Genomic DNA, 23905 nt, shown 5'->3' on the forward strand with positions numbered 1-23905 from the left:
GGTTCGCCCAGCCGCGTCACGCCGCCCGTTTGCGCAGGCGAAGCACGAAACCGATCACCTCCGCAACTGCGCGATAATGCTCGGCCGGGATCTCGTCGTCGACCTCGACGGTGGCGTGCAGCGCGCGGGCCAGCGGCGGATTCTCCATCACCGGCACGCCGGCTTCGGTCGCGACGGCACGGATGCGGAACGCCAGCGAGTCGACGCCCTTGGCGACGCAGATCGGTGCGCCCATGCCCGGCTCGTAGCGGAGCGCCACGGCAAAATGGGTCGGGTTGGTGATGACGACGGTGGCGGTCGGCACGGCCGCCATCATCCGCTTCTTCACCCGCTGATGCATGAGCTGCTTGCGGCGGCCCTTCACCTCGGGGCTGCCCTCGCTTTCCTTGTGCTCCTGCTTCAGCTCCTCCTTCGACATGCGCAGGCGCCCGCGCCAGCGGTGGCGCTGGTAGAGCGCGTCGCCGAGCGCGATGGCGACGTAGGCTGCGAGCACTCCGCCCATCATCTTGAGCGAGAGCGACAGTACCGCCCGCATCGCGGAGGCCGGATCGAGATGCGCGAAGGATTCGAGCCGGTCGCGTTGGCCCCACAGGATCGTGCCGGCGACGATGCCGACCACGGTCAGCTTCGCCAACCCCTTGCCGAACTGGAAGAACGCCTCGATCCCGAGCAGGCGCTTCATGCCGGCCATCGGCGAGATACGCTCGAACTTCGGGGCGAGGCTCTGCGCGGTGAAGACCGGCGGATGCTGGATCATGCCCGCCGCCAGCGCTGCGGCCCCCACCATCGCGGCCGGGATCGCCACCGCCTGCAGGAAGATGATCAGGACCCGGCCCGCGAGCCCGGCATAGGCCTGCGGGTCCGATGGGATCGTGTGGGCATGCGCCAGGAACCCGCGGATGTCGGTCATCAGCTTGGTCGCCACCGGGCCGGCGGCGAGCATCAACGCCAGGGTGAAGGCCGCCAGCATGAAGAAGGTGTTGATCTCGACCGAGTTCGCGACGTCGCCCCGCTCGATCGCCTGATCGATGCGCCGCTGTGTCGGCTCTTCGGTTTTGTCTTCCTGCTCGGTGCCCTCGGCCATGGCTCAGCGGGCTCCGGGGGGAGTGATGACCAGCCCTTCAATCCGGGGCTCGCCGAAGGCGGGAACCCGGAACCCACCCGGAATGCACCCTCGGTTTCGCAGCCGGTCGTGCCTGGTCGTGGGTTCGGGGTTCCGCTGCGCGGCCCCGGAATGACGGTGGTGGGCGTCAGAGCCGTCAGCCCAGGGATGCCGCACCCCTACCGCCCCAGAAAATCCGCCAGATACCGGCCGAGATCGTCCAAAAACACGCCCATCACCACGCCGAGCGAGGCGAGCAGGATCAGCATGCCGATCAGGATCGAGGCCGGCACCGCGACGAAGAAGACCTGCAATTGCGGCATCAGCCGCGAGAGCACCCCGAGCCCGAGATTGAACAGGATCCCGAAAGCGATGAACGGCGCCGAGATCTGGATGGCGAGGGTGAAGCCGCGGGCCACAGCCTTGATCGCGAGTTGGGCCGCATCGCCGAACGCCGGCAGATTGCTCGGCGGCAGGAGCATGTAGCTGCGCCCGATCGCGTCGAGCGCGAGGTGGTGCAGGTCGGTCGCCAGGATCAGCGTGATACCGAGGAGCGACAGGAAGTTGCCGAGCGTCACCTGCTGCGAGGCCGTCATCGGGTCGACGGTCATGGCGTAGGACAGGCCGAGCGACTGCGAGATCACCACGCCCGCCGTCTGCAGCGCGGCGAGCACCATGCGCACGGTCAGCCCGAGCACCAGCCCGATCAGGATCTCGCCGAACAGCACGCCGATCAGTGCCGGCCCCGCCAGCGCACCGCTCGTCGCCGGCAGGAGCGGGCGCACCGTGGGAAACAACACCAGCGTCACCAGCAGCGCCAGCGACAGCCGCAGGCGCGCCGAGATGGTCTGCTCGCCGAGGCCCGGCATCAGCATCATCATCACGCCGACGCGCGCGAAGGTCAGCAGGAACGCCGCCGCGATGCCGGGCAGGAGGAGGTTCATGCCCCGTGATAGCAGAGGAAGCCACTAGCCGCCCGAGGCGATGCGTTCGGCGATGCGACCCATGTAGGAGGCGAGCGCGTCGCCCATGAAGGGCAGCATGAACAGCAGCGCGGCGAAGACCGCGACGATTTTCGGCACGTAGATCAGGGTCTGCTCCTGGATCTGCGTGAGCGCCTGGAACAGCGAGACCGCGAGCCCGACGATGAGCGCGACGATCATCAGCGGTCCCGCCACCTTGAGGAAGGTGACGATCCCGTCGCGGGCGATGTCGAGGATGGCGAGGCCGGTCATTGTCTTTGGGGCTTTGCGCTGCGGTTTCTTGTTTCCCTCTCCCCTCTGCGGGAGAGGGTAGCCCGCGAAGCGGGTCGGAGAGGGGAGCGACGGTGCCTGAGAGGGCGCTCCCCTCTCCCGCAGAGGGGAGAGGGAAGAAACCGCGCGCTAGATCGGCATCCGCATGATTTCCTCGTAGGCCGAAATCACGCGGTCGCGCACGGCCACCAGGGTCTGGAGCGCCGTCTCGCTCTCGGCCACCGCGGTGACGACGTCGATGACGTTGGCCTTGCCGCCGGCCGCCGAGAGGGTCTGCGCGTCGGCCTTGGCGCCGGTCTGCGCCACCGAGTCGAGGGCCTGGGTGAGCAGCGAGCCGAAACCGCCGCCGGCCCCGCTGGTCTGCATCGGCTTCGGCGCGGCGCCCGGCCGGGCGATGGACTGGGCGGCGGCGTAGGCGCCGGCGGCGAAGGCGGAGGTGGCCATGGGCGTCAGGCCTTCAGGATTTCGAGGGTTTTCGAGATCATACGCCGGGTGGCGGTGACCATGTTGAGGTTGGCCTCGTAGGAGCGCTGGGCCTCGCGCATGTCCATGTTCTCGATCAGCCCGTTGACGTTGGGCATCGAGACCTCGCCCTTGGCGTTGGCGGCCGGGTTGCCGGGGTCGTACTTGGTGCGGAACGGGGTCTGGTCGCGCCGGACCCGGCCGGCCTCCACGAGGGTCGCGCCGAGTTCGCTGTCGAAGCGGTTGGTCAGCGTCGGAATCTTGCGGCGGTAGGGCTCGCCCCCGGCGGTCTTGGCCGAGGAATCCGCGTTGGCGATGTTCTCCGCGATGATCCGCATGCGGCCGGACTGGGCCTTGAGCCCCGAGGCGGCGATGCCGAGCGTCTTGAGGAAGTCCATGGCGAGCTCCTGTTATCCGGCTCAGCGCTTGCCGACGGCGATCTTCAGGGCGTCGAGGCTCTTCTGGTAGAGCGAGGCGACCATCTGGTAGTCGCTCTGGTTCTCGCCGGCCTTCATCATCTCCTCTTCGAGATTGACGCCGTTGCCGCCGGGGCGGATCTCGAAACCCTTGTAGCGTTTCGGCGCCGCGTTCGGTCCGTCGGCCGAGGCGAGGCCGATATGGTTGGCGTTCGTGCGGGCGAGCCCGTCGCCGCCCACGATCGCGGCCGACGGCGCGGTCATGCCGCTCGGACCCGAGGAGCTGCCGATCTCGGCGAGATCGCGCGGCCGAAAGTTCGGCATGTCGGCATTCGCCACGTTCTCGGCGAGCAGCGCCTGGCGGGCCTGATGCCACTGCATCTTGTTGCGCAGCATTCCGAGGATGGGCAGGTCGGTGAAGGACATCGCGCGCCGAACCCTTCCCGCGTATTCCGGCCGCTCGCGGCGGCCTACCCGGCACGGATTGCCGAGTGCCCCGTTCGCGGTGGGCAAAATCTGCCGCCTGCGTGGTTAATGGACCGTTAAAATCAGGCGGATGGCCTGCTTCCGCCTCCGAATGATCCAGCACGGCTTCCGCCGTTTCCCAGGCATCGATCCCCGCGCCAGTTCGGCTGCGATCGGCTTGATCGTGCGGGTATCCCCCGATCGCTGCGTGAAGCTGTTAACGAAGTTTTTACCTTTGTTGCCCGCTGCGGAGCCGGACGCGATACTGTCGCGCGGCGTCGCATGCCCGGCCGGCTCGGCCCGGACAACGAGAGTGTCCCGTCTTGCCAGAGTTCTTCAGTTCGGACGGACCGTACTACTTGCAGTTCCTCGTCATCTTTCTCGTCATCCTCGTCCTGCTGATGGGGATCGTGCTGCTGTTTCGCCGGATCGCCGGGCGCGGATTGTCGATGTCCGCACGCGCGACAAACCGCTCGCGCCAGCCGCGCCTCGGCATCGTCGACATCTACGAGCTCGACCGGCACCGCCAGCTGATCCTGCTGCGGCGGGACAACGTCGAGCACCTGCTCCTCGTGGGCGGCCCCAACGACGTCGTGGTGGAGCGCAACGTCATTCGCGGGGCCGGCTCCCAGTTGCCCGGCGAGACGTCGATGCGGCAGGAGCCCGCTGCCGACATGCTGCCCGACCCGGGCATCCAGGCGAATCCCGCGGCCCTCGGGACAGGCTCCTTCGAGATGCCGCTGGTCGTGCCGCAGCCGACCCCCGGCACGAACGGTCACGTGAGCGCCACCACCGGCCGGCCGCCGCCGCTGGATCCGGCCCTGTTCGAGCCCGAGGCTCCGCCGGCGGAGCGGAGTGCGGCCGAGCCCGCGAGATCGCGCATCGGCATCTCGCAGATCGGGAGCATTCTGCGGCGCATGCCGCCGCCGCTGGTCGATCCGCGCCCCGAGCCCGCCTCCGAGCGCGTACGACCCGAGCCTGCCGCCCCGACCGGATCTGCCGAGTCGCAACCGATCGTTCCGCCCGCGCCGACGTCGGCCGGCGCACCGCGCCCGGTCGATCCGGCGGCCCTGTCGGACATGGCCCGCCAGCTCGAAACCGCCCTGCGCCGGCAATCTTCCGCCGTGACGCCGCCCCCCGGTCAGGGCGTGCCGGCTCCCGCATCCACCGAACCGATGCCGCCTCCGCCGCCGGCCGCCGCGCCGCCGGTTGCCGTCGAGCCGGTCATCGCCGTGGCCACGGCACGGCCGAACCCGACCTTCCTGATCGGACGCGCAAACCCGGTGCCGCAGCCGACTGCGTCGGAGCCTAAGCCCGACCCCGACCCGATCGCTGCAGCCATGGCGGCGGCTCCGCCCCCACCGACGGCTTCGGAGCCGCCGCCTCCGGCGTCCGAGACCAAGCCCGCGCCGCAAGGCGGAGGCACGCCGTTCACCGTCGAGGAGATCGAAACGGAGTTCGCCCGCCTGCTCGGCCGGCCGCTCGATCGAAAAACCTGAGACGAGCCCGGCCTTTGTCGTAACGGGCGTTCTTTCGACGAACCGACGTCGCCTTCGTCGGAAAGGGCTCTGAGCGTGGCCGCGCGTCGCTTGTGCGCAGGCCCGGCGCGACGCAGGTTGCGGGCGCGATGAAGCCCTCGAATCGAGCCCTGACCTCCGGCCTTCTCGGCCTCGCCTTCGCTGCGATGAGCGCGGGGACGGCGCATGCGCAGAGCGTCAACGTCGATCTCGGCACCGGCGGCGTCACCGAGCGCGCGCTGCAACTCGTAGCCCTCGTCACGGTGTTGGCGCTGGCACCCTCCGTGCTGGTGATGGCGACCTCGTTCACGCGGATCGTGGTGGTGCTCTCGATCTTGCGCTCGGCGCTCGGCACCCAGACCGCCCCGCCCAACGCCGTGATCGTCAGCCTCGCGCTGTTCCTCACCGCCTTCGTGATGGCGCCGGTGGGCAAGGAGGCCTACCGCAACGGCATCGAGCCGCTGGTGGCCGGGCAGATCACGCAGGCCGTCGCCTTCGAGCGGGCGAGTGCGCCGTTCAAGAGCTTCATGCTCAAGAACGTCCGCGAAAAGGACCTCAAGCTCTTTCTCGACATGGCGAAGGTGCCGGTGCCCTCCGGCCCCGAGGCGGTGGGTCTCGAGGTCGTCACCCCGGCCTTCATGATCTCGGAACTGCGCCGTGCCTTCGAGATCGGCTTTCTGCTGTTCATCCCCTTCCTGATCATCGACCTCGTCGTCGCCTCGATCCTGATGGCGGTCGGCATGATGATGGTGCCTCCGGCCACCGTCGCGCTGCCGTTCAAGTTGATTTTCTTCGTGCTGGTCGACGGCTGGACGCTGGTGGCCGGCTCGCTGGTGCAGAGCTACGGCGGCTAGCGGTCCCCGATCTGCGCAAGCCGCTGTGCGGCCTCCTCGGCGATCAGCCGCGTCAGCTCTGCGGCCCCGAGATCGCGCGACAAGGCCGCCGCCTGTCCGGCCCAGAGCGGCGAGAAGTCGCCGCTGCCCTGCCGCTCCGCCGTCACCCGCAGCGACTGCAGCGCGACGGCCGCCTTCGGAAACGCCGGTGCGTCGTCGCAGAGCGGCCCGAGATCGCGCATCGCCCGGTTGAAGAGGCTGCGCGCCGGCCGCCCGGTAAAGACGTTGGTGATCGCGGTGTCCTCGTCGCGCGCCGCACGCAGGGCAGCGACATGGGCCTCGGAGATGCCGGCCTCGGGGCAACGCAGGTAAGCGGTTCCGATCTGCACTCCGGCCGCGCCGAGGGCGAAGGCCGCCGCGACCCCGCGCCCGTCGGCGATGCCGCCGGCGGCGATGACGGGGACCTTCACGGCATCGACCACCTGCGGCAACAGGGCGAACAGGCCGGGCTGCGCGGCGAGTTCCCCGGGCAAAAACATCCCGCGATGGCCGCCGGCTTCCGCCCCTTGTGCGATCACCGCGTCGACGCCCTGGGCGTGGAGCCAGCGCGCTTCGGCCACCGTCGTCGCCGAGGCGAAGATCAGGCAGCCGGCGGCGCGCACCCGCTCGCGCAGCGCCGCGTTCGGCAAGCCGAAATGGAAGCTGACCACCTTCGGCCGCAGTTCCTCGACGACGGCGCACATGGCCTCATCGAACGGCGCCCGCTTCGCCATGGGCGTCGCGGCGGCCGGATCGAGCCCGTGCTCCGCGTAATAGGGTGCGAGCCGCGCGAGCCAGCGCGCGTCGCGTGGCGCGTCCTCCGCCGGCGGCACGTGGCAGAAGAAGTTGAGGTTGATCGGACCGTCGGCGCTGTCGCGGATCGTGGCCACGGCGGCCCGGACCCGCTCGGCCGTCAGTGCCGCGCAGGCCAGCGAGCCGAGGCCGCCGGCACCGGCGACGCAGGCGGTGAGCGCCGCCTCGGTCCCGACCATCGGGGCCAGGACGATCGGATATGCGATCCCGACGAGATCGAGGAGGCGGCGGTCGGGCCAGGGCATTCCGGGGGGTCCCATCGCTGAGAAGAGCGGCGGTCCGCCTCTCCCTCCGATTGCAGTTTCACCGTGCCTAGCATAGGTCGGATCGCGTGTTCAGCCGCGCATCGGGAGCGAATTGAGAATGAATTTCAAGAACATCGCCGTTTTCTGGGCGCCGCGGATGCTGAGCATCCTGCGGATCGTCGCGGCCCTCGTCTTCATGGCCCACGGCACCCAGAAGATTCTGGGCTTCCCGGCCAGCAGCATGAACCCGGCGATGTTCTCGCTGCCCTGGATCGCCGGCATCCTCGAACTCGTCGGTGGCGCGTTGCTGCTCATCGGCCTGTTCAGCCGGCCCGTTGCCTTCATCCTCTCGGGCGAGATGGCGGTGGCCTATTTCCTGGCGCATGCGCCCAAAAGTTTCTTCCCTTCGCTGAACGGCGGCGACGCCGCGATCCTGTTCTGTTTCGTCTTCCTCTACATCGCCGCGGCCGGTCCCGGTCCCCTCAGCGTCGACGCGCAGATGCGGCGCGGCACCGACGGCTACTGACCTTACGCCAATAAGCCGGTGGCGTAGGCGGTCGAGGCCGCGAGCCCCAGACCCGTGCGGATCGCATGGAGCGATCCCCATCGCAGGATCAGCGCCCGACTCTCCGGTCCCGCCTCGGCGGGATCGATGGCCATCAGGCGCTTGTTCACCGGAAGGATCAGCCGAAGGGTGACGGGGATGTTCGCCAGCATCAGCAGCGCCCCGACGATCCAGCCGGGGTTGTCCATCCGGATCCAGGCGGCGAAGCCGAACACGAAGCTCACCAGCACCAGCGAGACCTGCATCGCCGTCGCCCGCTTGTAGGACGGCTTCCATTGCGCCAGCAGGGCATGGTCGTCGAGCCCGAGCCGGGCCGGCTGTTCGACGGCGTTGATGTAGAAGGCCGCGCCCGTGAACAGGGCGGCGGCGAAGAACGCCAGTTGGCCGAGAATCATGCGGGTCTCTCGCTGTCGTGTGCCGTATCGGCTTCGAGCCGGCGGCGCAGCATGCGCAGCAGGCCCGTCGCCTCCTCGATCGCATCCTCCGGCAGCCCCTCCGCCAGAGCAGACGCCCAGGGTGCCTGCCGTGCGGCCGCTTTCGCGTAGACGGCGCGGCCATGCCCGGTGAGCAGCACGAGCTTTGCGCGCTGGTGATGCGGGTTCGGGGCGAACTCCACGAGACCCGAAGCCTGCAACTCGTTGGCGATGCGCTGCACGTTCTGGCGCGACAGCCCCATGGTCCGCGCGACATGCGCGACCGGCGAAGCCGTCGGCGCCATCGCCACGGCGCCAAGCACCTGCCAGCGCGCACTGGTCAGTCCGAGGTCCTGCACGAGCGCATCGCCGGCCGCGAGCAAGCAGCCGTTGAGTCGAAAACTCTCCAGGATCAGGTCGGTGATGGCATCGCCGGGCTTCATGACAACAGCATGTCGTTTTGACAGTATGTTGTCAATTCACTGCAAAAAGCGGCCCCGAGAGACGATCTCGGGACCGGATGCGAACGCTTGCGCCTCAAGCGAGACGACGTTCAGAACTTGCGGACGATCGGTGCCGGAAGCGGAGCGGCCGGAGCGCCGAACACGTAGCGGAAGCCCACCGAGACGATGTCGGCGCTGGCGTCGACCACGCCCGCGAAGGCGATGTTGCCGACGTTGTAGTTCCGCCCGGCCCCGGCGAAGATGTTGCTCTTGTCGAGGAAGATGTGGGAGTAGGCCGCGTTCAGGGTCAGCTTCTCGCTCCAGCGATAGCTGGCGCCGATCGAGGCGGTGTAGCGATCGTTGTCGGGCAGGCGCACCGAGCGGTTCTGGTCGTCGATCGGCACTTCCTCGTAGGAGAAGCCGCCACGCACGGTGAGCGATGGCGACCAGTCGTATTCGGCGCCGATCGAGTAGGTGTAGCCGTCCTTGAAGTTCAGCGGCAGGCTCGCCACCGGCAGGCCGAGGACCTTGGAGGTGATGGCGATGTCGTCGAGCCTCGACCAGTTGTCCCACTCGAAGCCGAGATTGATCCGGGTGACCGGGTTGATCGCCTGGGTCAGGCCGACGCTGAGTTTCTCGGGCGTGTTGAGGTTCGCCTTGACCTGCCCGACCCCGAAGGCCGAACCCTCGATGTCGTGATGCACCGACGAGCGGTAGCCGAGGCCGAGCACCGTGCCGTCCCACGGGGTGATCGTCGCGCCCGCGGTGTAGCCGACGCCCCAGGCATCACCCTTCAAGAAGGCGCTGGGAAACGCGCCCGTCGGGAGACCTGCGATCGGGAAGGCCTGACGTAGCGTCAGCTTGAAGTATTCGATGTTCGGGCCGGCCGCGATCGAGAGCCAGTCATTGACCTTGTAGGCAATGACCGGATTGAAGGCGAGGGAGAAGATCCGCGAGGAGCGACCGTAGACTTCGCCGGCCCAGGCCTTGTTCGGATTGGTGATCAGGCCGAAGGGCGCGCCGGTCTGGAGACCGATCCAGATCTTGTCGCTGAGCTGGTAGGAGGTGGCTCCGGCCGGCACGATCGCGCCCTGACCGATGTCGCCGCTCTCGCCGAGCGGCAGGAAGCCGGGATTGGTGGCGGCCGTCGGCCGGATGTCGGCGTGCAAGCCGATATAGGTGAGGTTCTGCTCGGTGACCCAGCCCGGACGCATGGTGATGACGGCCGGGTTCCAGAACATCGAGGAGATGCCGCCGGAGCCGGAGGCCGCGCCGGCGAAGGAGAGCCCTTGCGCCTGTGAGCTCTGTTCCCGAAGGCCGAAGGCGCCGGCCTGCGCGCCGGTGGCGAAGGCCAAAGCCGAGACGCCCGCGAGGGCGAGCGCACCAATCCTGCCGATCATGACAACGTCCCCAAGCCGATCCGATGGTGCTCGTATCCCCGCCGCTCCTCGGCCGGGCTGGCACCTTGCCGGCAACGCTGCCGGTTTGTGCAAAGCTTATCAATCCCAAACGCAGGGTAGCCTCGACAAGTATTAATTCTCCGTTAACCAAACGAAATCATCGGATGTGCTTGTCGTTTTCAGCTCGACGAGTTCGCCCCAGATTTGGTTCACATGTAAACCGAACGCAATATTGTGCAGGTCGATGGACGGCTGGGCGCGGTTTTGTCACTTTGCTGCATGTCTGTTGCGCGCCGGCAACGGCGGTGAAGCCGGCAGCACGCCGTCGGCCACGCTTGCGCCGCCCATGAGGCCCGGCCATGGTCGCGCCGATTCGAGCAGGCGAGGGACGATACGATGAAGCTGATCCGTCACGGTGCGGCCGGCGACGAGAAGCCGGGGCTCGTGGATGCCAAGGGCGGTCTGCGCGATCTCTCCGGATCGTTGCGCGACATCGCCGGGCCGGCCCTGTCGCGACAGGGGCTCGACCGCTTGGCGATGATCGACCCGGAGACGCTGCCGCTTCTACCGGCCGGCACGCGCCTCGGCCCCTGCGTCGGCGGCACCCGCAATATCGTGGCGATCGGCCTGAACTATGCCGACCACGCCGCCGAGACCGGCGCGGCGATCCCCTCCGAGCCGATCGTGTTCAACAAGGCGCCATCCTGCCTCGGCGGCGCCAACGACCCGGTGATCCTGCCCAAGGGCTCGGCGAAGACCGACTGGGAGGTCGAGCTCGCCGTCGTGATCGGCGCCCGCGCCAGCTACGTCCACGCCAACGAGGCGCTCGACTACGTCGCCGGCGCCTGCATCATGAACGACCTGTCCGAGCGCGAGTACCAGTACGAGCGCGGCGGCACCTGGACCAAGGGTAAGGGCTGCCCGACGTTCGGCCCGCTCGGCCCCTGGCTCGTCACCCTCGACGAGATCCCCGACCTCAAGAAGCTTTCGCTGAGCCTCGACCTCAACGGCCGACGACAGCAGACCGGTTCGACCGCGACGATGGTGTTCGATGTCGCGCAGCTCGTCGCTTACGTCTCGCACTTCATGATGCTGGAGCCCGGCGACATCATCACCACCGGCACGCCCCCCGGCGTCGGCCTGGGGATGAAGCCGCCGCGCTTCCTGAAGCCCGACGACGAGATGGTGCTCCGCATCGACGGCCTCGGCGAGCAGCGCCAGACCGTGATCGCCTTCGACGACTGGACGGCGAAGGTGGCGGCGGGCGAGCCGACGAACTGACCGGCGCTACTGCGCCGTCCAGCCCCCGTCCACCGACAGGTTCGCCCCGGTGATCTGCGTCGCAGCCTCCGAGCACAGGAAGGTGACGATGGCGGCGACCTGCTCGACCGTGACGAATTCCTTGGTGGGCTGGGCCTTCAGCAGCACGTCCTCGATGACCTGCTCCTTGGTGAGGCCGCGCGCCTTCATCGTGTCGGGGATCTGGCTCTCGACGAGCGGCGTCCAGACGTAGCCCGGCGAGATGCAGTTGGCGGTGATGCCCTGGCCCGCGACTTCGAGCGCGACGCTCTTGGTCATGCCGACGAGGCCGTGCTTGGCCGCGACATAGGCCGACTTGAACGGCGAGGCGACGATGGAGTGAGCGCTCGCGATGTTGATGATCCGCCCGAAGCCGCGCGACTTCATGCCGGGAACCGCCGCTCGGATGGTGTGGAAGGCCGAGGACAGGTTGATGGCCAGGATCGCGTCCCACTTCTCGACCGGAAAGTCCTCGACCGGCGAGACGAACTGGATGCCGGCATTGTTCACCAGCACGTCGACGCGGCCGAATTCCTTCTCGGCCATGGCGATCATCTCCGCGATTTCGGCGGGCTTCGTCATGTCGGCGGGGGAATGGATCGCGCGGACGCCGAATTCCGCCTCGATCCCGGCGCGGGCCTTTTCGATGGCCTCGGGGCTGCCGAAGCCGTTGAGCACGATGTCGGCGCCCTCCTTGGCGAGGCCGCGGGCGACGGCGAGGCCGATGCCGCCGGTCGACCCGGTCACGACGGCGGCCTTGGATGTGAGGATCATGGGAACGCTGCCTAAAGAATGCTGAAGTCGACGCGTCTTGTAGCCATCCGTCAGCGGCGTTGACAGGGCAGGAGCGCTTCGTCAGGTTCCGCCGCCGCCGGACGCGCGCGGAAATCGGGCTCCGGTTTCGCGCCGAGCCCGGCCTTCCGTCGCATCGTTCCGCCATTCCGGCGCTCTTCCCACACCACAGCGAAGTGAACCCCCTGCACGATGGCGACGCGCTCCTACCTGGATTTCGAGAAGCCGGTCGCCGAGCTGGAGGCGAAGCTCGAGGAATTGCGGGCGCTCGGAGCGCGTGACGGCGCCGTCTCGATCAGCGAGGAGGTCGGGCGGCTGGAGGCGAAGGCCTCGGCCGCGCTCTCCGACCTCTACGCCAATCTCACGCCCTGGCAGAAGACGCTGGTCGCCCGCCACCCGCAGCGCCCGCATTTCGTCGATTACTGCGCCGGGCTCATCGACGAGTTCACGCCGCTCGCGGGGGACCGCACCTTCGGCGAGGACGAGGCCATCGTCGGCGGCTTCGGACGCTTCAAGGGCCGCCCGGTTCTGGTGCTCGGCCAGGAAAAGGGCGCGACCACCGAGGCGCGCCTGCGCCACAACTTCGGCATGGCCCGGCCCGAGGGGTATCGCAAGGCGGTGCGCCTGATGGAGACCGCCGACCGTTTCGGACTGCCGGTGCTCGCCTTCGTCGACACTGCCGGCGCGTTTCCCGGGATCGAAGCGGAGGAGCGCGGGCAGGCCGAGGCCATTGCCCGCTCGACCCAGGCCTGCCTCGCGCTCGGCGTGCCGAACGTCGCGGTGGTGATCGGCGAGGGCGGATCGGGGGGCGCCATCGCGCTCGCCACCGCCAACCGCGTGCTGATGCTGGAGCACGCGATCTACGGCGTGATCTCGCCGGAGGGGGCGGCCTCGATCCTCTGGCGCGACCAGGGCCGGGCGCACGACGCCGCCACCGCCATGAAGATCACCGCGCAGGATCTGCTGCGCCTCGGCATCATCGACGGGATCGTTCCGGAGGCCACCGGAGGTGCCCATCGCGACCGCAACGCGGCCATCACGAACACCGGGGAGGCCATCGCCACGGCGCTCGCCGCTTTCGACGGCCTCGGTCCCGACGAGATTCGCGACCGCCGCGCCACGAAATTCATGGAGATCGGCCGGAAACTCTGAGCCCCTATCCCGGCCCAAGCTCTTCGAGAATCTCACGACTCGCGACTTATTCACAACCCGGCGCGAACATTTCCAAAAGCTGTAACGGCCCCGCTTTCGCCCGAAAGCGCCATCAGTGATGCGTGGTCGCCACACTGGTGGACCTTTCAGCGCCCGGTCTTCGAGTCTTCTTGAGGTAAGATCCGGGTAAGTCTAACGGGGCTATTGGGTTGGGGAATGTCGCCGTCGCCGCAAGGTGCTCCGGCGCGGTCACACGGGGTCCCCCATGTCTGTGCGTCCCTTCGCGGCGGCCGGTCTCGTCGCCCTGGCGATGTCCCTCGGAGCCTGCCAGGACAGCGACATGCTCGGCGGAGTCTCGACCCGCAGCCTCACCCCCGTCCCGGCCCAGACCGTGGCGCTCATGCAGACCAAGGGCATGGGCCAGACCGATCCGATCCTGATCCGCGCCTACAAGAAGGAAGCGGAGATGGAGGTCTGGAAGCGCACCTCCAGCGGCCAGTACGCGCTCCTCAAGACCTTCCCGATCTGCCGCTGGTCGGGCCAGCTCGGCCCCAAGACCAAGCAGGGCGACCGCCAGGCACCGGAGGGATTCTACACGATCACGCCGGGTCAGATGAACCCGAATTCCTCGTATTATCTGTCCTTCGACGTCGGCTATCCGAACGCGATCGACCGGGCCAAGGGCTCCACCGGCAACTACATCATGGTGCACGGCACATGCTCGTCGGCCGGCTGCTTCGCGATGACCGACGCCTCGATGTCCGAGGTCTACGCCATCGCCCGCGACGCCTTTCAGGGCGGCCAGCGCGCCTTCCAGTTCCAGTCCTACCCGTTCCGGATGACGGCCACGAACATGGCTAAGTTCCGCAACGACCCGAACGCGCCGTTCTGGAAGAATCTCAAGGAGGGCTCGGATTATTTCGAGGCTCTGAAGGAGGAGCCGCGCGTCGCGGCCTGCGGCACCAAATACGCTTTCGGGGGTGCCGACGTCGCCGCCGGTTCGTGCTCGCCGCGGGTGGATCCGCTGGTGGCGGAGAAGCGCGACCACGACAACCGTCAGATCGCCGAGCTCATCGCCAAGGGCGAGAAGGCGACCCGCGTCGTCTACGAGGACGGCTACGGCAACCCGGTCTTCCGCCAGCCTCCGCCGCAGAGCAGCTTCGCCGCGCTCACGGAGGCCGAGAAGGACAAGGAGCTCGCCTATTCGCCGAAGGACTATGCGCGCCACAACCTCGGCGACGTGAGCCGGCCCGAGAGCCTCGCCAGCGGTCCGCAGGAGATCGAGGTCGACGCCAAGGGCCGCCCGGTCCTCGTCGCGACGGCCAACCCCGACGCCCCCGGCCCGACCAAGGCCGCCGCCGCCGCGCTCGCGAAGAAGGGCAAGGGCAAGACCGAGCCCACGAAACCCGCGACGATGCTGGCGGCACGGGAGCCGGCCGCCGAGCCGAAGGCGGCCCCCGCCCGGATCACGGTCGCCGATGCCGACGGCGACCCGGCCGCCTACCAGAAGCTCCTGGGCAACCTGTTCGGCAAACCGGCCACGCCTGCTGCCACACCGCCGGTCGACACGGCGGCCGTTGTCGAGACCCCGGCCAAGCCCGACGCTGAGAAGCCGTCGGCCCGGGTCGCCGCCCGTCACGTCGCCCAGGCCAAGGAGGTCACCGAGACCTCCGCGACTGCGAAGAAGGCCACGACGACCAAGCGTCATGCTGCCGCCGAACCGTCCACCGCGAAGGATGAGAAGCGCGGAAAGAACTGAGGGGGCTCGGTCTCACCCCTTCAACCGCATCTTGATCCGATAGGTCAGCCCGTCGCGCATGTCGCGATAGCCGTCGAGGCGCTGTTCGCGGGTGCCGTCCTGGTTCAGCGTCGGGTCGGGCGTCGGCCAGTACTCGACATCGGCCGCGAGCGTGTGCGTCAGGGCGATCGCCTTGTGGTGGGCCTCCGGCGAGAGCGTGACGATGAGGTCGAAGTTCAGGCCTTCCCACTCCTCGAGCTCCTCGATGGTGCGGGGCTTGTGGCGCGAGGCGTCGATGCCGATCTCGTCGAGTGCCGCGACCATGAACGGATCGCGCGCTTCGCCGGTGCGGATGCCGGCCGACTGCACGTAGATCGACTTGCCGAAATAGTGGCGGGCGATGGCCTCCGCCGCCGGTGAGCGCACGGCGTTGAAATTGCACATGAACAGGACGGCCTGGACGCGCCGTTTCTTCGCCGGGCCTCCGGGGGGAGTCTCGTCCGCCATGCCGGATCCTCAGGACGCCCGTCAGCCTTTCCAATGCAAGGCGAAGACCAGGGTGAACAGCCGCCGCGCCGTCTGATGGTCGAGGTCGACCTTGCCGTCGAGGCGCTGCTTCAGCAACTCGGAGGCCTCGTTGTGCAGGCCGCGCCGGCCCATGTCGATCGCCTCGATCTGGCTGGGGGAGGCGGTGCGGATGGCGCTGTAATAGCTCTCGCAGACCATCTCGTAGTCGCGGATCACCCGACGGAACGGCGACAGCGAGAGCAGGTGCGTCATGACGGGATCGCCGCCCTCGGTGGAGATCGCGAAGGACAACTTGTTCTCCACGAGCCCGATCACCAGTCCGTAGGGACCGAGGTCGCGACCTGGGATCGTGAAGGCGTTGTCCTCCAGGATATCGAAGATCGCGATGGCGCGCTCGTGTTCCTGATCGGGATTGCCGCGACTGATCGAGGCCTCGTCGAGGCTCACCGCCACGAGGCGATGGTTCGAGGTCTCCGTGTCTATCGCCTTGTCCGCTTCGGCCGCCATTCCGCCGTCGCCTTCCATCACGTCCCGCGTCCGGAAACGCCTATCAGAGGTTCAAGCGGATCGCGACCGACCGGGCATGCCCGTCGAGCCCTTCCGACCGCCCCAGCGCGATTGCCGCCGGCCCCAGCGCCCGGAGCGCAGCCGGATCGCAGCGCAGGATCGACGTGCGCTTCATGAAGTCGAGCACGGAGAGGCCCGAGGAGAATCGGGCCGAGCGGGCAGTCGGCAGCACGTGGTTCGGGCCGCCGACATAGTCGCCGATCGCCTCGGGCGTGTGCGAGCCCAGGAAGATCGCGCCGGCGTTCCGGACCTTTTGCGAGAGCGCCTCGGCGTCCTCGGTCTCGATTTCGAGATGCTCGGGCGCCAGCCGGTCGACCAGCGGCACGGCCTCGTCGAAATCCGCGACGCGGATGATCGCGCCGTAATCGCGCCAGCTCGCCCGCGCGATCTTTTCACGCGGCAGGGTGGCGAGGGCGCGCTCGACGGCCTGCTCGACCTGCTCGGCGAGGGCATCCGAGGTGGTGATGAGGATGGCCTGGGCTGCCTCGTCGTGCTCGGCCTGGGCCAGGAGGTCGGCGGCGATCCAGTCGGGATTGGCGTGGTGATCGGCGAGGATCAGCACCTCGGAGGGGCCGGCGATCATGTCGATCCCGACTTGGCCGAACACCCGGCGCTTGGCCGCTGCGACATAGGCGTTGCCCGGTCCGACGATTTTCGCCACCGGCGCGATGGATGCGGTGCCGTAGGCGAGCGCGGCCACCGCCTGAGCGCCGCCGATCCGGAAAATTTCGGTGACGCCGGCGATGTGGGCGGCGGCGAGCACCAGCGGGTTGAGCCGGCCGTCCGGCGTCGGCACCACCATCGCGACACGCGGCACCCCGGCCACGCGCGCCGGCACGGCATTCATCAGCACGGAGGAGGGGTAGCTCGCGGTACCGCCCGGGACGTAGAGCCCGACCGATTCGAGCGCCGTCCAGCGCCAGCCGGAGGTGACGCCGAGATCGTCGGTCGCCAAGTGGTCCTGCGGGATCTGAAGGCGATGATAGGTTTCGATGCGCTCGGCGGCGAAGCGCAAGGCTGCGAGCTGCTCGGCGGGGCAGTCCGCGAGCGCGGCCTCGACCTCTTCCGCCGTAAACCGCAGCGAGCTCTCCGAAAAATCGTCGCCGAGACGGTCGAAGCGGCGCGTGTACTCGACCAGCGCCGTGTCGCCGCCGGAGACCACGCCCGCGATGATCCCACGCACGGTCTCGTCGACGTCCTCGGAAATCTCGCGCTTCACGCTGAGCAGGCGGGCGAAGCCCTCGGCGAAGGACGGGTCGCGGCTGTCGAGGCGGATCATGAGGCGATGTCTCGGGTCTGGCCCTGCAAAGCGGCCTGTCCGGCCTGCTCCGCGTCGTGGTCGGGACGGCCCTCGGCCTCCCAGACGGGTCCGAGATCCTTCATGCGGACCTCGATGCATTCGACATCGAGCCGGATCGCAATGCCGCCGGCGAAGACGAGCGTCGCGGTGCCGGACGGCGCTTCGCCGGGCTCGAAGGTGACGGCGAGCAGGCTCAAGGTCTCGTCGGATTGTGCGCCGGGCACGATGCCCTTGGCCTTCACGGCCATCACCCGCTCGAAATGCACGCCGACGAGCCGCCGCCGCGGGGCTTCGCCGGGAGCCGTGGAGCGGTCGAAGCGGCGCGCCACCAGCACGAAACGGTGCTCGCCCGGCAGCCAAGCGAGATCGCCCGCGCGCAGGATCGCATCCTGCAGATGCGCCGAGACGACGGGGAGGTCCTCGGTGTCGAGGGCGGCGAGCTTGAGAAGCTCCACGGGGGCTCCGGTGAGGGCGGGGCGCCCAGTGATTGGGCTGGCGTCTAGGTAGCGAGGCGCTTGCCTTGCGGCAACTGCGGCGGAGACGAGCCGCAGCAGGTCTGCCGGAGGCCGTTCGGTTCGGGTCGGGCGAACCCGGGCTCGACGATATCGAGCCTCTCGTGCCTGCAGCCTGCAGGATCACCCCCGCAGGCCGGGCGCCTCCTGGCCTGTCCGCGCCACGTATTCCGTGTAGCCGCCGCCGTATTGGTGGATGCCATCGGGCGTCAGTTCGAGCAGCCGGTTCGACAGGGCGCCCAGAAAATGCCGGTCGTGGCTGACGAAGAGCATGGTGCCCTCGTAGGTGGAGAGCGCCGCGATCAGCATCTCCTTGGTGCCGATGTCGAGGTGGTTGGTCGGCTCGTCGAGCACCAGGAAATTCGGCGGGTCGTAGAGCATCTTTGCCATGACGAGGCGCGCCTTCTCTCCGCCCGAGAGCACCCGGCAGCGCTTCTCCACGTCGTCGCCGGAGAAGCCGAAGGCGCCGGCAAGCGCGCGCAGCGAGCCCTGGCCGGCCTGCGGGAAGGTCCGCTCCAGGTCCTGGAACACCGTGAGGTCGCCGTCGAGCAGATCCATGGCGTGCTGGGCGAAGTAGCCGAGCTTGACGCTGCCGCCGACCGCCACCGTGCCGTCGTCGGGCTTGGTGGTACCGGTGACGAGCTTGAGCAGCGTCGACTTGCCGGCGCCGTTCACCCCCATCACGCACCAGCGCTCGCGCCGCCGGATCGAGAAGTCGAGCCCCTCGTAGATGATCCGGCTGCCGTAGCTCTTGTGCACGCTCTTGATCATGACGACGTCGTCGCCGGAGCGCGGCGCCGGCTGGAACTCGAAGGCGACGCTCTGGCGGCGGCGCGGCGGCTCGACCCGCTCGATCTTGTCGAGCTTCTTCACCCGGCTCTGCACCTGCGCGGCATGCGAAGCGCGCGCCTTGAAGCGCTCGATGAACTTGATCTCCTTCGCCAGCATCGCCTGCTGGCGCTCGAACTGCGCCTGCTGCTGGTTCTCGTTCAGCGCGCGCTGCTGTTCGTAGAAGCCGTAGTCGCCCGAATAGGTGGTGAGCGCGCCGCCGTCGATCTCGATGACCTTGCCGACGATGCGGTTCATGAACTCGCGATCGTGCGAGGTCATCAGCAGCGCGCCTTCGTAATTCTTGAGGAAGGATTCGAGCCAGATCAGGCTCTCGAGATCCAGATGGTTCGACGGCTCGTCGAGAAGCATCACGTCGGGGTTCATCAGCAGGATGCGGGCGAGGGCCACCCGCATCTTCCAGCCGCCCGAGAGCTTGCCGACGTCGCCGTCCATCATCTCCTGGCTGAAGCTGAGGCCCGAGAGCACCTCGTAGGCCTTGCCTTCCAGCGCGTAGCCGTCGAGCTCCTCGAAGCGCGCCTGCACCTCGCCGTAGCGCTCAATGATGGCCTCCATCTCGTCGGCCTTGTCGGGATCGGCGAGATCGGCCTCGATTTCCTTCAGCTCGGCCCCGACCACGCTGACGGCGCCGGCCCCCGCCATCACCTCGGAGACGACGCTGCGTCCGGACATCTCGCCGACATCCTGGCTGAAATAGCCGATCGTGGTGCCGCGCTCGGTCGCGACCTGGCCCTCGTCGGGCTCCTCCTCGCCGGTGAGCATCCGGAACAGGGTGGTCTTGCCGGCACCGTTCGGCCCCACCAGCCCGGCCTTCTCGCCCTTCTGAAGCGCGGCCGAGGCCTCGATGAAGACGATCTGCCGGCCGTTCTGCTTGCCGATCTTTTCGAGGCGTATCATGCGACCAGACGAAGATTTTGGAAGAATCGCCGCGGGCTTACGGCATGGGTGCCGTGAGCGGAAGGGGATCGCTGTACCGGGCGGGGCGACGGACGGGCAGGGCTAAGGCTCAGCCGATACGCCTCGTCGTCGCGAGCGAAGCGATTCGGAGCCACGCATCACGCCGCCGCGTTGGCCCTGGATCGCATTGCCTTCAACGCGGGATTGCACTGCCGCGGGGCGAATTCGCGAGCTTCCCGCGTGCTTGTCGCCTCCCGAAGCGCAATCGCTCGTCCAAGAGACCGAAGCCCGCGTCCCGAGACGGGTGAGGTCTCCCTACCCCACGCCCACTGGATGCTTCGTCACCACCGGAGAGCGCATCGTCACCAGCTCCTCACCACCCGTGGGATGCACCGCGATCGTCCGGTCGAAATCGGCCTTGGTCGCGCCCATGGTGACGGCGATGCCGACCGCCTGGATGATCTCGCCGGCATCGTGCCCCAGGACGTGCACGCCGACGACGCGGTCGCTGGCCTTGTCGACGAGGACTTTCATCAACGTGCGCTCGTCGCGGCCCGACAATGTCGCCTTCATCGGGCGGAAGCTGGAGCGGTAGACGTCGATCGCGTCGAAGCAGGCGCGGGCGACGTCCTCGTTGTGCCCGACGACGCCGATCTCGGGGGTGGAGAACACCGCGGTCGGGATCAGCCTGTGGTCGACGCACCAGGGTTTGCCGCCGAACACCGTGTCGGCGAAGGCGTGGCCCTCGCGGATGGCGATCGGTGTGAGGGCCGCGCGGTTGGTGACGTCGCCGACGGCGTAGATCGACGGCATTGTCGTCTGCGAATAGTCGTCGACCGGGATCGCGCCGTTCGGCTTGGTTGCGATGCCGACGTTCTCCAGGCCGAGGCCGGTGACGTTGGGGCGGCGGCCGGTGGCGCCGAGCACGCAGTCGACCGTGAGCGTCTCGCCGTCGCTGAGCGTCGCGCGGATGGCCGCGCCATCGCGCTCCAAGCGCTCGACGGTGCGGTTCAGGCGCAGGTCCATCCGCTGGGCGTAGGCTTCGCCAAGTGCATCGCGAACCTCGTCGTCGAAGCCACGCAGCAGCTTTTCGCCGCGGTGCAGAAGGGTGGTACGGCTGCCCAGGGCGGCGAAGACGCCGGCGAATTCCACGGCGATGTAGCCGCCGCCGATCACCAGGATGCGCTCCGGCTGACGCTCGAGCTCGAATACGCCGTTCGAATCGATGGCGAGGTCGCCGCCCGGGATCATTGGCTCGTTCACCGGAGCGGCTCCGACCGCGACCAGAATGGTCTTGGCGCGAATCAGGCGGCCGGAATGGCAGAGCCGAACCGTGTGCGGGTCTTCGATGGCGGCGCGGTCGGCGATGAGATCCACGCCGGAGGCGGCGAGATTGCGGGTGTAGATGCCCTCGAGCCGGGTCACCTCCGCGTCGCGGCGTTCCTTCAGCACGCTCCAGTCGAAGCGTGGGGTGCCGATGCTCCAGCCGAAGCCGGCGGCGTCCTCGAACTCGTCGGCGAAGCGCCCGGCATAGACCATGAGCTTCTTCGGCACGCAGCCGCGGATCACGCACGTGCCCCCGACGCGGTATTCCTCTGCCAGCATCACCCGCGCGCCGTGCCCGGCCGCGATCCGCGCCGCCCGCACGCCGCCTGAGCCGCCGCCGATGACGAAGAGGTCGGTGTCGAATTCCTGGCTCATGCCGTGTCGCTTCTTGGAGGACGTGCGAGGCTCGCCCGCAGCCAGGTGATGGCGGTTCCGAGGCCTGCCGTCCACCAGGCCTGCCAAGCGCCGTGCTCGACGAAGGCGATCGCGGCGGCGGCGGCGATCAGGCCCATGGCCGCGGCGAAGGGGGCCTTCGGCAGTACCGCCACGCCGCGCAGCGTCAGGAACAGTACGGCCGCGGCGAGGATCGCGCCCACGACCCCAAGCTCGGCCCAGACCTGCAGGAAGCTGTTGTGGGGGTGGCCCACCGCCAGCATCTCGCGCATCTCGGGTTCCAAGGCCTGCGCCGCCGGCACCTCTGGGAAGCGCGGGCCGGTGCCGTAGCCGGCCCCGCGCCAGGGATCCGCGGCCACTGCTGCGCCGAAACTCTGGGCGATGGCGACCCGGGCGCGCGAAGAGCTGTGTTCGAGCCGGGTATGGATCGCCTCCGGCATGGACCGCGCAAGGATATCGCCCTCCACCGGTGCCAACGCCAGCGCCAGGGCGAGGCCCGTACCGACGATGGCGAGGCCGAAGCGCTTCGGCAGGACCCATGCGAGCGCCGCCATGGCGAGACCGGCGATCAGGCCCATCGCGGCGGCACCGCTGACGGACGAGAGGATCGCGGCGGCCGCCAGGAGTAGGAGCGCGGCGGCTACGATGCGCCGGTGTCGCGCGACGGCGAAATAGGAGGCCAGCGGCCCGGCGACGAGCACGAACGTCAGGACCGGCCGGTTGAGCACGAACAGGGCGTCGCGCTGCCCGAGCAGGCGCTGCGGCGCCATGCCGAGGCGGAGGCTCGCGATCACGAACAGGCAGGCCAGGGCCAGCGCGATGGCGGCCAGCATCGGCGTCCAGGGCGGCAGGCGGTCCGGCGCGAGGCGGGCGAGGAGGTAGACTGCGATCAGCGTCGGCCCGAACTCACCGAGCATGCGCAGCGAGAGTGCCGGGAACGGACTCCATGCAAGGCTGACGAGGCACCAAGCCAGAAAGCCGAGCACTGCCAGCCCGAGCGCACTGACGAGTGGCCGCAGCAGGAGCGGAAGGGCGTCGCGTCCGTGCTCGGCAAAAGCACCGGCGGTGAAGAGGAGTGCCGCAATCGCCACGATCAGGGGCGAGGAGCGGTTCGCCAGCGCCATGGCCAGCGGCACCACGGCCAGCGCGACGGCGCCGGCGGCACAGAAGCCCTTCGGGGCGGACACCGGCCTACTGAAGCTGATGGCCGCGCTTGCCCATCTCCGCGCGCACGCGGATCATCATGTATTCCGAGACTTCCTGGGTCCAATCCTGCATCGCGCCGACGAGCTCGTCGAGCACCTGCGGTTGCGTCTCGACGTAGCGCTTGCCGGCCGGCGAGCGGAAGAAGGCGACGATCTCCTTCAGTTCCGCCTCGTTGAGGCGTCCGGCATAGATCCGCCCGGCGACGTCGATCATGCGCTGCTTCTGCAGATCCATCTCGGGCTGCAGGCTCTTGATGACCTCGTCGAGATCCTTGCCGAGTTCCGGCCGGGTCACGGTGTTCTTCTTGATCTGCTCGGCCAGCGCCGGGATGATCGAGTCGAACGAGCGGGCGATGCCGGAATTGAACATCACCTCGCGAGCGAGCGCGAGGTGGCTCGGGCTGACCTGGGCCTGCGTGTTGGCGGCCGGGGTCTGAGGCGCGGCGGGCGCCGTCGGCTTGGCGGCTGGGGGCTTTGCGGGCTGCTGGGCCAGTGCGCCCAGGGGCAGAAGGATGGCGCCGACGAGGGCCGTCCCAAAAAAGCGGACGGCCAGGGCGTCGAGGCGGCGGGACATGGGGGGCGCTCCGGTGTCGTGCTGGATGTCGGATCGATCGAAGACCATCACGGCGACCCCAGGACCGTGACCACGGCCTCGTCGCCCCGAGCCTCGGCGAGGATCGCAGCGGTGGCGAGGCCGAGGAACAGGCCATGCTCGACGACGCCGGGCACCGCCCACAAGGCCGCCGACAGTGTCTCGGGGTCGTGAATGGCCTGGAGTCGCGCATCGACGATGGCATGGCCGCCATCGGTGACGTAGGGCTGTCCGCCCGACGCTTTTCGCAGAGCGAGCTCGCCGCTGCAGCCGGCCGCCTCGACGGCGCGCTGCACGGCCTTGAAGGTTGCGCCAAATCCGAAAAGATTGACCTCGATCGGCAGTGGGAACGCGCCGAGCGTCTGCACGTGCTTGGCCGCGTCGGCGATCACCACCATGCGGCGGCTCGCATGCGCCACGATCTTTTCCCGGAGGAGTGCGCCGCCGCCGCCCTTGATCAGACGGAGCTGGCTGTCGAGTTCGTCGGCGCCGTCGACCGTGAGGTCGAGTTCGGGGCATTCCTCCAGGCTGGTCAGCCGGATGCCCTCGGCCTCGCAGGCCGTCCGGGTCGCCTCCGAGGTCGGCACGCCGATCACGTCGAGGCCGTCGCGCACGCGCGCGCCGAGCAACTGGATGAAGGCATTGGCGGTGGATCCGGTGCCGATCCCGAGCCGCATCCCGTCCGTGACGAGATCGACCGCGCGGGCGGCGGCGGCACGGCGCAGATCCGGGCCGCTCACGCGGCGGGTCCGAAGGCGGCGATCGAAAGAGAAGCGTGCATGGGCGTGC

Annotated in this window: 26 protein-coding genes; 6 read left to right on the plus strand and 20 right to left on the minus strand. The window is 68.6% G+C overall.

Translation table 11 applies throughout. The features are described from left to right. Positions 1–16 precede the first annotated feature (16 nt). From flhB to flgB, 6 genes are all read right to left on the minus strand, one after another. Positions 17–1084: a flagellar biosynthesis protein FlhB gene (flhB, locus tag MHA02_RS16470; protein WP_147080600.1), complete on the minus strand. Its 1068-nt coding sequence runs from the start codon at positions 1082–1084 to the stop codon at positions 17–19. A gap of 197 nt (positions 1085–1281) precedes the next feature. Further along, positions 1282–2046, minus strand: a complete 765-nt coding sequence (gene fliR / locus MHA02_RS16475) for a flagellar biosynthetic protein FliR (RefSeq protein WP_147080602.1) — start codon at positions 2044–2046, stop codon at positions 1282–1284. Positions 2047–2070: 24 nt separating this feature from the next. Next, a complete protein-coding gene (gene fliQ / locus MHA02_RS16480) occupies positions 2071–2337 on the minus strand; it encodes a flagellar biosynthesis protein FliQ (protein WP_147080603.1) in 267 nt (88 codons plus the stop codon). Between the two features lie 147 nt (positions 2338–2484). Then, a complete protein-coding gene (fliE, locus tag MHA02_RS16485; RefSeq protein ID WP_147080605.1) occupies positions 2485–2799 on the minus strand; it encodes a flagellar hook-basal body complex protein FliE in 315 nt (104 codons plus the stop codon). A 5-nt stretch (positions 2800–2804) separates the two neighbouring features. Beyond that, on the minus strand, positions 2805–3215 hold the full coding sequence (gene flgC, locus MHA02_RS16490) for a flagellar basal body rod protein FlgC (protein ID WP_147080607.1): 411 nt from the start codon (positions 3213–3215) through the stop codon (positions 2805–2807). Positions 3216–3236: 21 nt separating this feature from the next. Next, positions 3237–3659: a flagellar basal body rod protein FlgB gene (gene flgB, locus MHA02_RS16495; protein ID WP_147080609.1), complete on the minus strand. Its 423-nt coding sequence runs from the start codon at positions 3657–3659 to the stop codon at positions 3237–3239. Positions 3660–4021: 362 nt separating this feature from the next. On the opposite strand from flgB, the gene MHA02_RS16500 reads away from it, so the two are divergent. Together MHA02_RS16500 and fliP are read left to right on the plus strand one after the other, a co-directional pair. After that, complete coding sequence (locus MHA02_RS16500) at positions 4022–5197, plus strand: hypothetical protein (RefSeq protein WP_147080611.1); 1176 nt, start codon at positions 4022–4024, stop codon at positions 5195–5197. Positions 5198–5382: 185 nt separating this feature from the next. Beyond that, positions 5383–6069 (plus strand): flagellar type III secretion system pore protein FliP, encoded by a 687-nt coding sequence (fliP, locus tag MHA02_RS16505; RefSeq protein ID WP_238180080.1) that lies wholly within the window; start codon positions 5383–5385, stop codon positions 6067–6069. Here the strand turns inward: fliP and MHA02_RS16510 are convergent. After that, entirely contained in the window at positions 6066–7145 is a 1080-nt protein-coding gene (locus tag MHA02_RS16510; protein ID WP_147080616.1) for an NAD(P)H-dependent flavin oxidoreductase, read from the minus strand. The genes fliP and MHA02_RS16510 overlap by 4 nt on opposite strands. Before the next feature lie 118 nt (positions 7146–7263). Here MHA02_RS16510 and MHA02_RS16515 point away from each other — a divergent pair, with 118 nt between their 5' ends. After that, positions 7264–7671, plus strand: a complete 408-nt coding sequence (locus MHA02_RS16515) for a DoxX family protein (RefSeq protein ID WP_147080618.1) — start codon at positions 7264–7266, stop codon at positions 7669–7671. A gap of 2 nt (positions 7672–7673) precedes the next feature. Here the strand turns inward: MHA02_RS16515 and MHA02_RS16520 are convergent, their stop codons facing one another. From MHA02_RS16520 to MHA02_RS16530, 3 genes are all read right to left on the minus strand, one after another. Then, positions 7674–8105, minus strand: coding sequence for an anthrone oxygenase family protein (locus MHA02_RS16520; RefSeq protein ID WP_147080620.1), 432 nt, complete (start codon positions 8103–8105; stop codon positions 7674–7676). Then, on the minus strand, positions 8102–8566 hold the full coding sequence (locus MHA02_RS16525; protein WP_147080622.1) for a MarR family winged helix-turn-helix transcriptional regulator: 465 nt from the start codon (positions 8564–8566) through the stop codon (positions 8102–8104). The genes MHA02_RS16520 and MHA02_RS16525 overlap by 4 nt, the downstream gene beginning before the upstream one ends. A 110-nt stretch (positions 8567–8676) precedes the next feature. Next, complete coding sequence (locus tag MHA02_RS16530) at positions 8677–9966, minus strand: OmpP1/FadL family transporter (RefSeq protein WP_147080624.1); 1290 nt, start codon at positions 9964–9966, stop codon at positions 8677–8679. Positions 9967–10362: 396 nt separating this feature from the next. Between MHA02_RS16530 and MHA02_RS16535 the strand changes: the two genes are divergently transcribed. Beyond that, positions 10363–11247 carry a fumarylacetoacetate hydrolase family protein gene (locus MHA02_RS16535; protein WP_147080626.1) on the plus strand — a complete coding sequence of 295 codons (885 nt, stop codon included), beginning with the start codon at positions 10363–10365 and terminating at the stop codon, positions 11245–11247. Positions 11248–11253: 6 nt separating this feature from the next. Here MHA02_RS16535 and MHA02_RS16540 read toward each other — a convergent pair whose 3' ends face one another. Further along, positions 11254–12039, minus strand: coding sequence for a 3-hydroxybutyrate dehydrogenase (locus MHA02_RS16540; RefSeq protein ID WP_147080628.1), 786 nt, complete (start codon positions 12037–12039; stop codon positions 11254–11256). A gap of 210 nt (positions 12040–12249) precedes the next feature. Between MHA02_RS16540 and MHA02_RS16545 the strand changes: the two genes are divergently transcribed. Continuing rightward, the gene (locus MHA02_RS16545) at positions 12250–13209 is read left to right on the plus strand and encodes an acetyl-CoA carboxylase carboxyltransferase subunit alpha (RefSeq protein WP_147080630.1); all 960 of its coding nucleotides are present in this window, start codon (positions 12250–12252) and stop codon (positions 13207–13209) included. 265 nt (positions 13210–13474) lie between these two features. Next, positions 13475–14968, plus strand: a complete 1494-nt coding sequence (locus MHA02_RS16550) for a L,D-transpeptidase family protein (protein WP_238180071.1) — start codon at positions 13475–13477, stop codon at positions 14966–14968. Positions 14969–14980: 12 nt separating this feature from the next. Here the strand turns inward: MHA02_RS16550 and MHA02_RS16555 are convergent, their stop codons facing one another. The 9 genes from MHA02_RS16555 to rpiA all read right to left on the minus strand — a co-directional run bounded on the left by MHA02_RS16555 (position 14981) and on the right by rpiA (position 23856). Then, a complete protein-coding gene (locus tag MHA02_RS16555) occupies positions 14981–15454 on the minus strand; it encodes an arsenate-mycothiol transferase ArsC (protein WP_147080632.1) in 474 nt (157 codons plus the stop codon). A 21-nt stretch (positions 15455–15475) separates the two neighbouring features. Next, positions 15476–15982 (minus strand): UPF0262 family protein, encoded by a 507-nt coding sequence (locus MHA02_RS16560; protein WP_147080687.1) that lies wholly within the window; start codon positions 15980–15982, stop codon positions 15476–15478. A gap of 43 nt (positions 15983–16025) precedes the next feature. Continuing rightward, entirely contained in the window at positions 16026–17321 is a 1296-nt protein-coding gene (hisD, locus tag MHA02_RS16565) for a histidinol dehydrogenase (RefSeq protein WP_147080633.1), read from the minus strand. Beyond that, on the minus strand, positions 17318–17797 hold the full coding sequence (locus tag MHA02_RS16570; RefSeq protein WP_147080635.1) for a DUF2948 family protein: 480 nt from the start codon (positions 17795–17797) through the stop codon (positions 17318–17320). Before MHA02_RS16570 ends, hisD begins: the two co-directional genes overlap by 4 nt. 180 nt (positions 17798–17977) lie before the next feature. Next, on the minus strand, positions 17978–19600 hold the full coding sequence (locus MHA02_RS16575; protein ID WP_147080637.1) for an ABC-F family ATP-binding cassette domain-containing protein: 1623 nt from the start codon (positions 19598–19600) through the stop codon (positions 17978–17980). 315 nt (positions 19601–19915) lie between these two features. After that, positions 19916–21301 carry a glutathione-disulfide reductase gene (gene gorA, locus MHA02_RS16580; protein ID WP_147080639.1) on the minus strand — a complete coding sequence of 462 codons (1386 nt, stop codon included), beginning with the start codon at positions 21299–21301 and terminating at the stop codon, positions 19916–19918. Then, positions 21298–22443 (minus strand): O-antigen ligase family protein, encoded by a 1146-nt coding sequence (locus MHA02_RS16585; protein WP_147080689.1) that lies wholly within the window; start codon positions 22441–22443, stop codon positions 21298–21300. Before MHA02_RS16585 ends, gorA begins: the two co-directional genes overlap by 4 nt. Before the next feature lie 67 nt (positions 22444–22510). Further along, positions 22511–23098, minus strand: a complete 588-nt coding sequence (locus MHA02_RS16590) for a DUF2059 domain-containing protein (protein WP_147080641.1) — start codon at positions 23096–23098, stop codon at positions 22511–22513. Positions 23099–23145: 47 nt separating this feature from the next. Then, on the minus strand, positions 23146–23856 hold the full coding sequence (gene rpiA, locus MHA02_RS16595; protein WP_147080643.1) for a ribose-5-phosphate isomerase RpiA: 711 nt from the start codon (positions 23854–23856) through the stop codon (positions 23146–23148). Between the last annotated feature and the right edge of the window lie 49 nt (positions 23857–23905).

Origin of the sequence: Methylobacterium haplocladii (assembly GCF_007992175.1) — a bacterium.
Taxonomy (GTDB): domain Bacteria; phylum Pseudomonadota; class Alphaproteobacteria; order Rhizobiales; family Beijerinckiaceae; genus Methylobacterium; species Methylobacterium haplocladii.

Bases quoted from the DNA above. Each gene is read 5' to 3' on its own strand.
- flgC (WP_147080607.1), bottom strand. From the start codon at position 3,215: ATGGACTTCCTCAAGACGCTCGGCATCGCCGCCTCGGGGCTCAAGGCC.
- MHA02_RS16560 (WP_147080687.1), bottom strand. From the start codon at position 15,982: ATGGCGGCCGAAGCGGACAAGGCGATAGACACGGAGACCTCGAACCAT.
- fliQ (WP_147080603.1), bottom strand. From the start codon at position 2,337: ATGACCGGCCTCGCCATCCTCGACATCGCCCGCGACGGGATCGTCACC.
- MHA02_RS16555 (WP_147080632.1), bottom strand. From the start codon at position 15,454: ATGGCGGACGAGACTCCCCCCGGAGGCCCGGCGAAGAAACGGCGCGTC.
- MHA02_RS16530 (WP_147080624.1), bottom strand. From the start codon at position 9,966: ATGATCGGCAGGATTGGTGCGCTCGCCCTCGCGGGCGTCTCGGCTTTG.
- gorA (WP_147080639.1), bottom strand. From the start codon at position 21,301: ATGAGCCAGGAATTCGACACCGACCTCTTCGTCATCGGCGGCGGCTCA.
- flhB (WP_147080600.1), bottom strand. From the start codon at position 1,084: ATGGCCGAGGGCACCGAGCAGGAAGACAAAACCGAAGAGCCGACACAG.
- MHA02_RS16525 (WP_147080622.1), bottom strand. From the start codon at position 8,566: ATGAAGCCCGGCGATGCCATCACCGACCTGATCCTGGAGAGTTTTCGA.
- MHA02_RS16545 (WP_147080630.1), top strand. From the start codon at position 12,250: ATGGCGACGCGCTCCTACCTGGATTTCGAGAAGCCGGTCGCCGAGCTG.
- fliR (WP_147080602.1), bottom strand. From the start codon at position 2,046: ATGAACCTCCTCCTGCCCGGCATCGCGGCGGCGTTCCTGCTGACCTTC.
- MHA02_RS16590 (WP_147080641.1), bottom strand. From the start codon at position 23,098: ATGTCCCGCCGCCTCGACGCCCTGGCCGTCCGCTTTTTTGGGACGGCC.
- MHA02_RS16585 (WP_147080689.1), bottom strand. From the start codon at position 22,443: ATGGCGCTGGCGAACCGCTCCTCGCCCCTGATCGTGGCGATTGCGGCA.
- MHA02_RS16515 (WP_147080618.1), top strand. From the start codon at position 7,264: ATGAATTTCAAGAACATCGCCGTTTTCTGGGCGCCGCGGATGCTGAGC.
- MHA02_RS16510 (WP_147080616.1), bottom strand. From the start codon at position 7,145: ATGCCCTGGCCCGACCGCCGCCTCCTCGATCTCGTCGGGATCGCATAT.
- MHA02_RS16575 (WP_147080637.1), bottom strand. From the start codon at position 19,600: ATGATACGCCTCGAAAAGATCGGCAAGCAGAACGGCCGGCAGATCGTC.
- MHA02_RS16535 (WP_147080626.1), top strand. From the start codon at position 10,363: ATGAAGCTGATCCGTCACGGTGCGGCCGGCGACGAGAAGCCGGGGCTC.
- MHA02_RS16540 (WP_147080628.1), bottom strand. From the start codon at position 12,039: ATGATCCTCACATCCAAGGCCGCCGTCGTGACCGGGTCGACCGGCGGC.
- fliE (WP_147080605.1), bottom strand. From the start codon at position 2,799: ATGGCCACCTCCGCCTTCGCCGCCGGCGCCTACGCCGCCGCCCAGTCC.
- hisD (WP_147080633.1), bottom strand. From the start codon at position 17,321: ATGATCCGCCTCGACAGCCGCGACCCGTCCTTCGCCGAGGGCTTCGCC.
- MHA02_RS16520 (WP_147080620.1), bottom strand. From the start codon at position 8,105: ATGATTCTCGGCCAACTGGCGTTCTTCGCCGCCGCCCTGTTCACGGGC.
- fliP (WP_238180080.1), top strand. From the start codon at position 5,383: ATGAGCGCGGGGACGGCGCATGCGCAGAGCGTCAACGTCGATCTCGGC.
- MHA02_RS16550 (WP_238180071.1), top strand. From the start codon at position 13,475: ATGTCTGTGCGTCCCTTCGCGGCGGCCGGTCTCGTCGCCCTGGCGATG.
- flgB (WP_147080609.1), bottom strand. From the start codon at position 3,659: ATGTCCTTCACCGACCTGCCCATCCTCGGAATGCTGCGCAACAAGATG.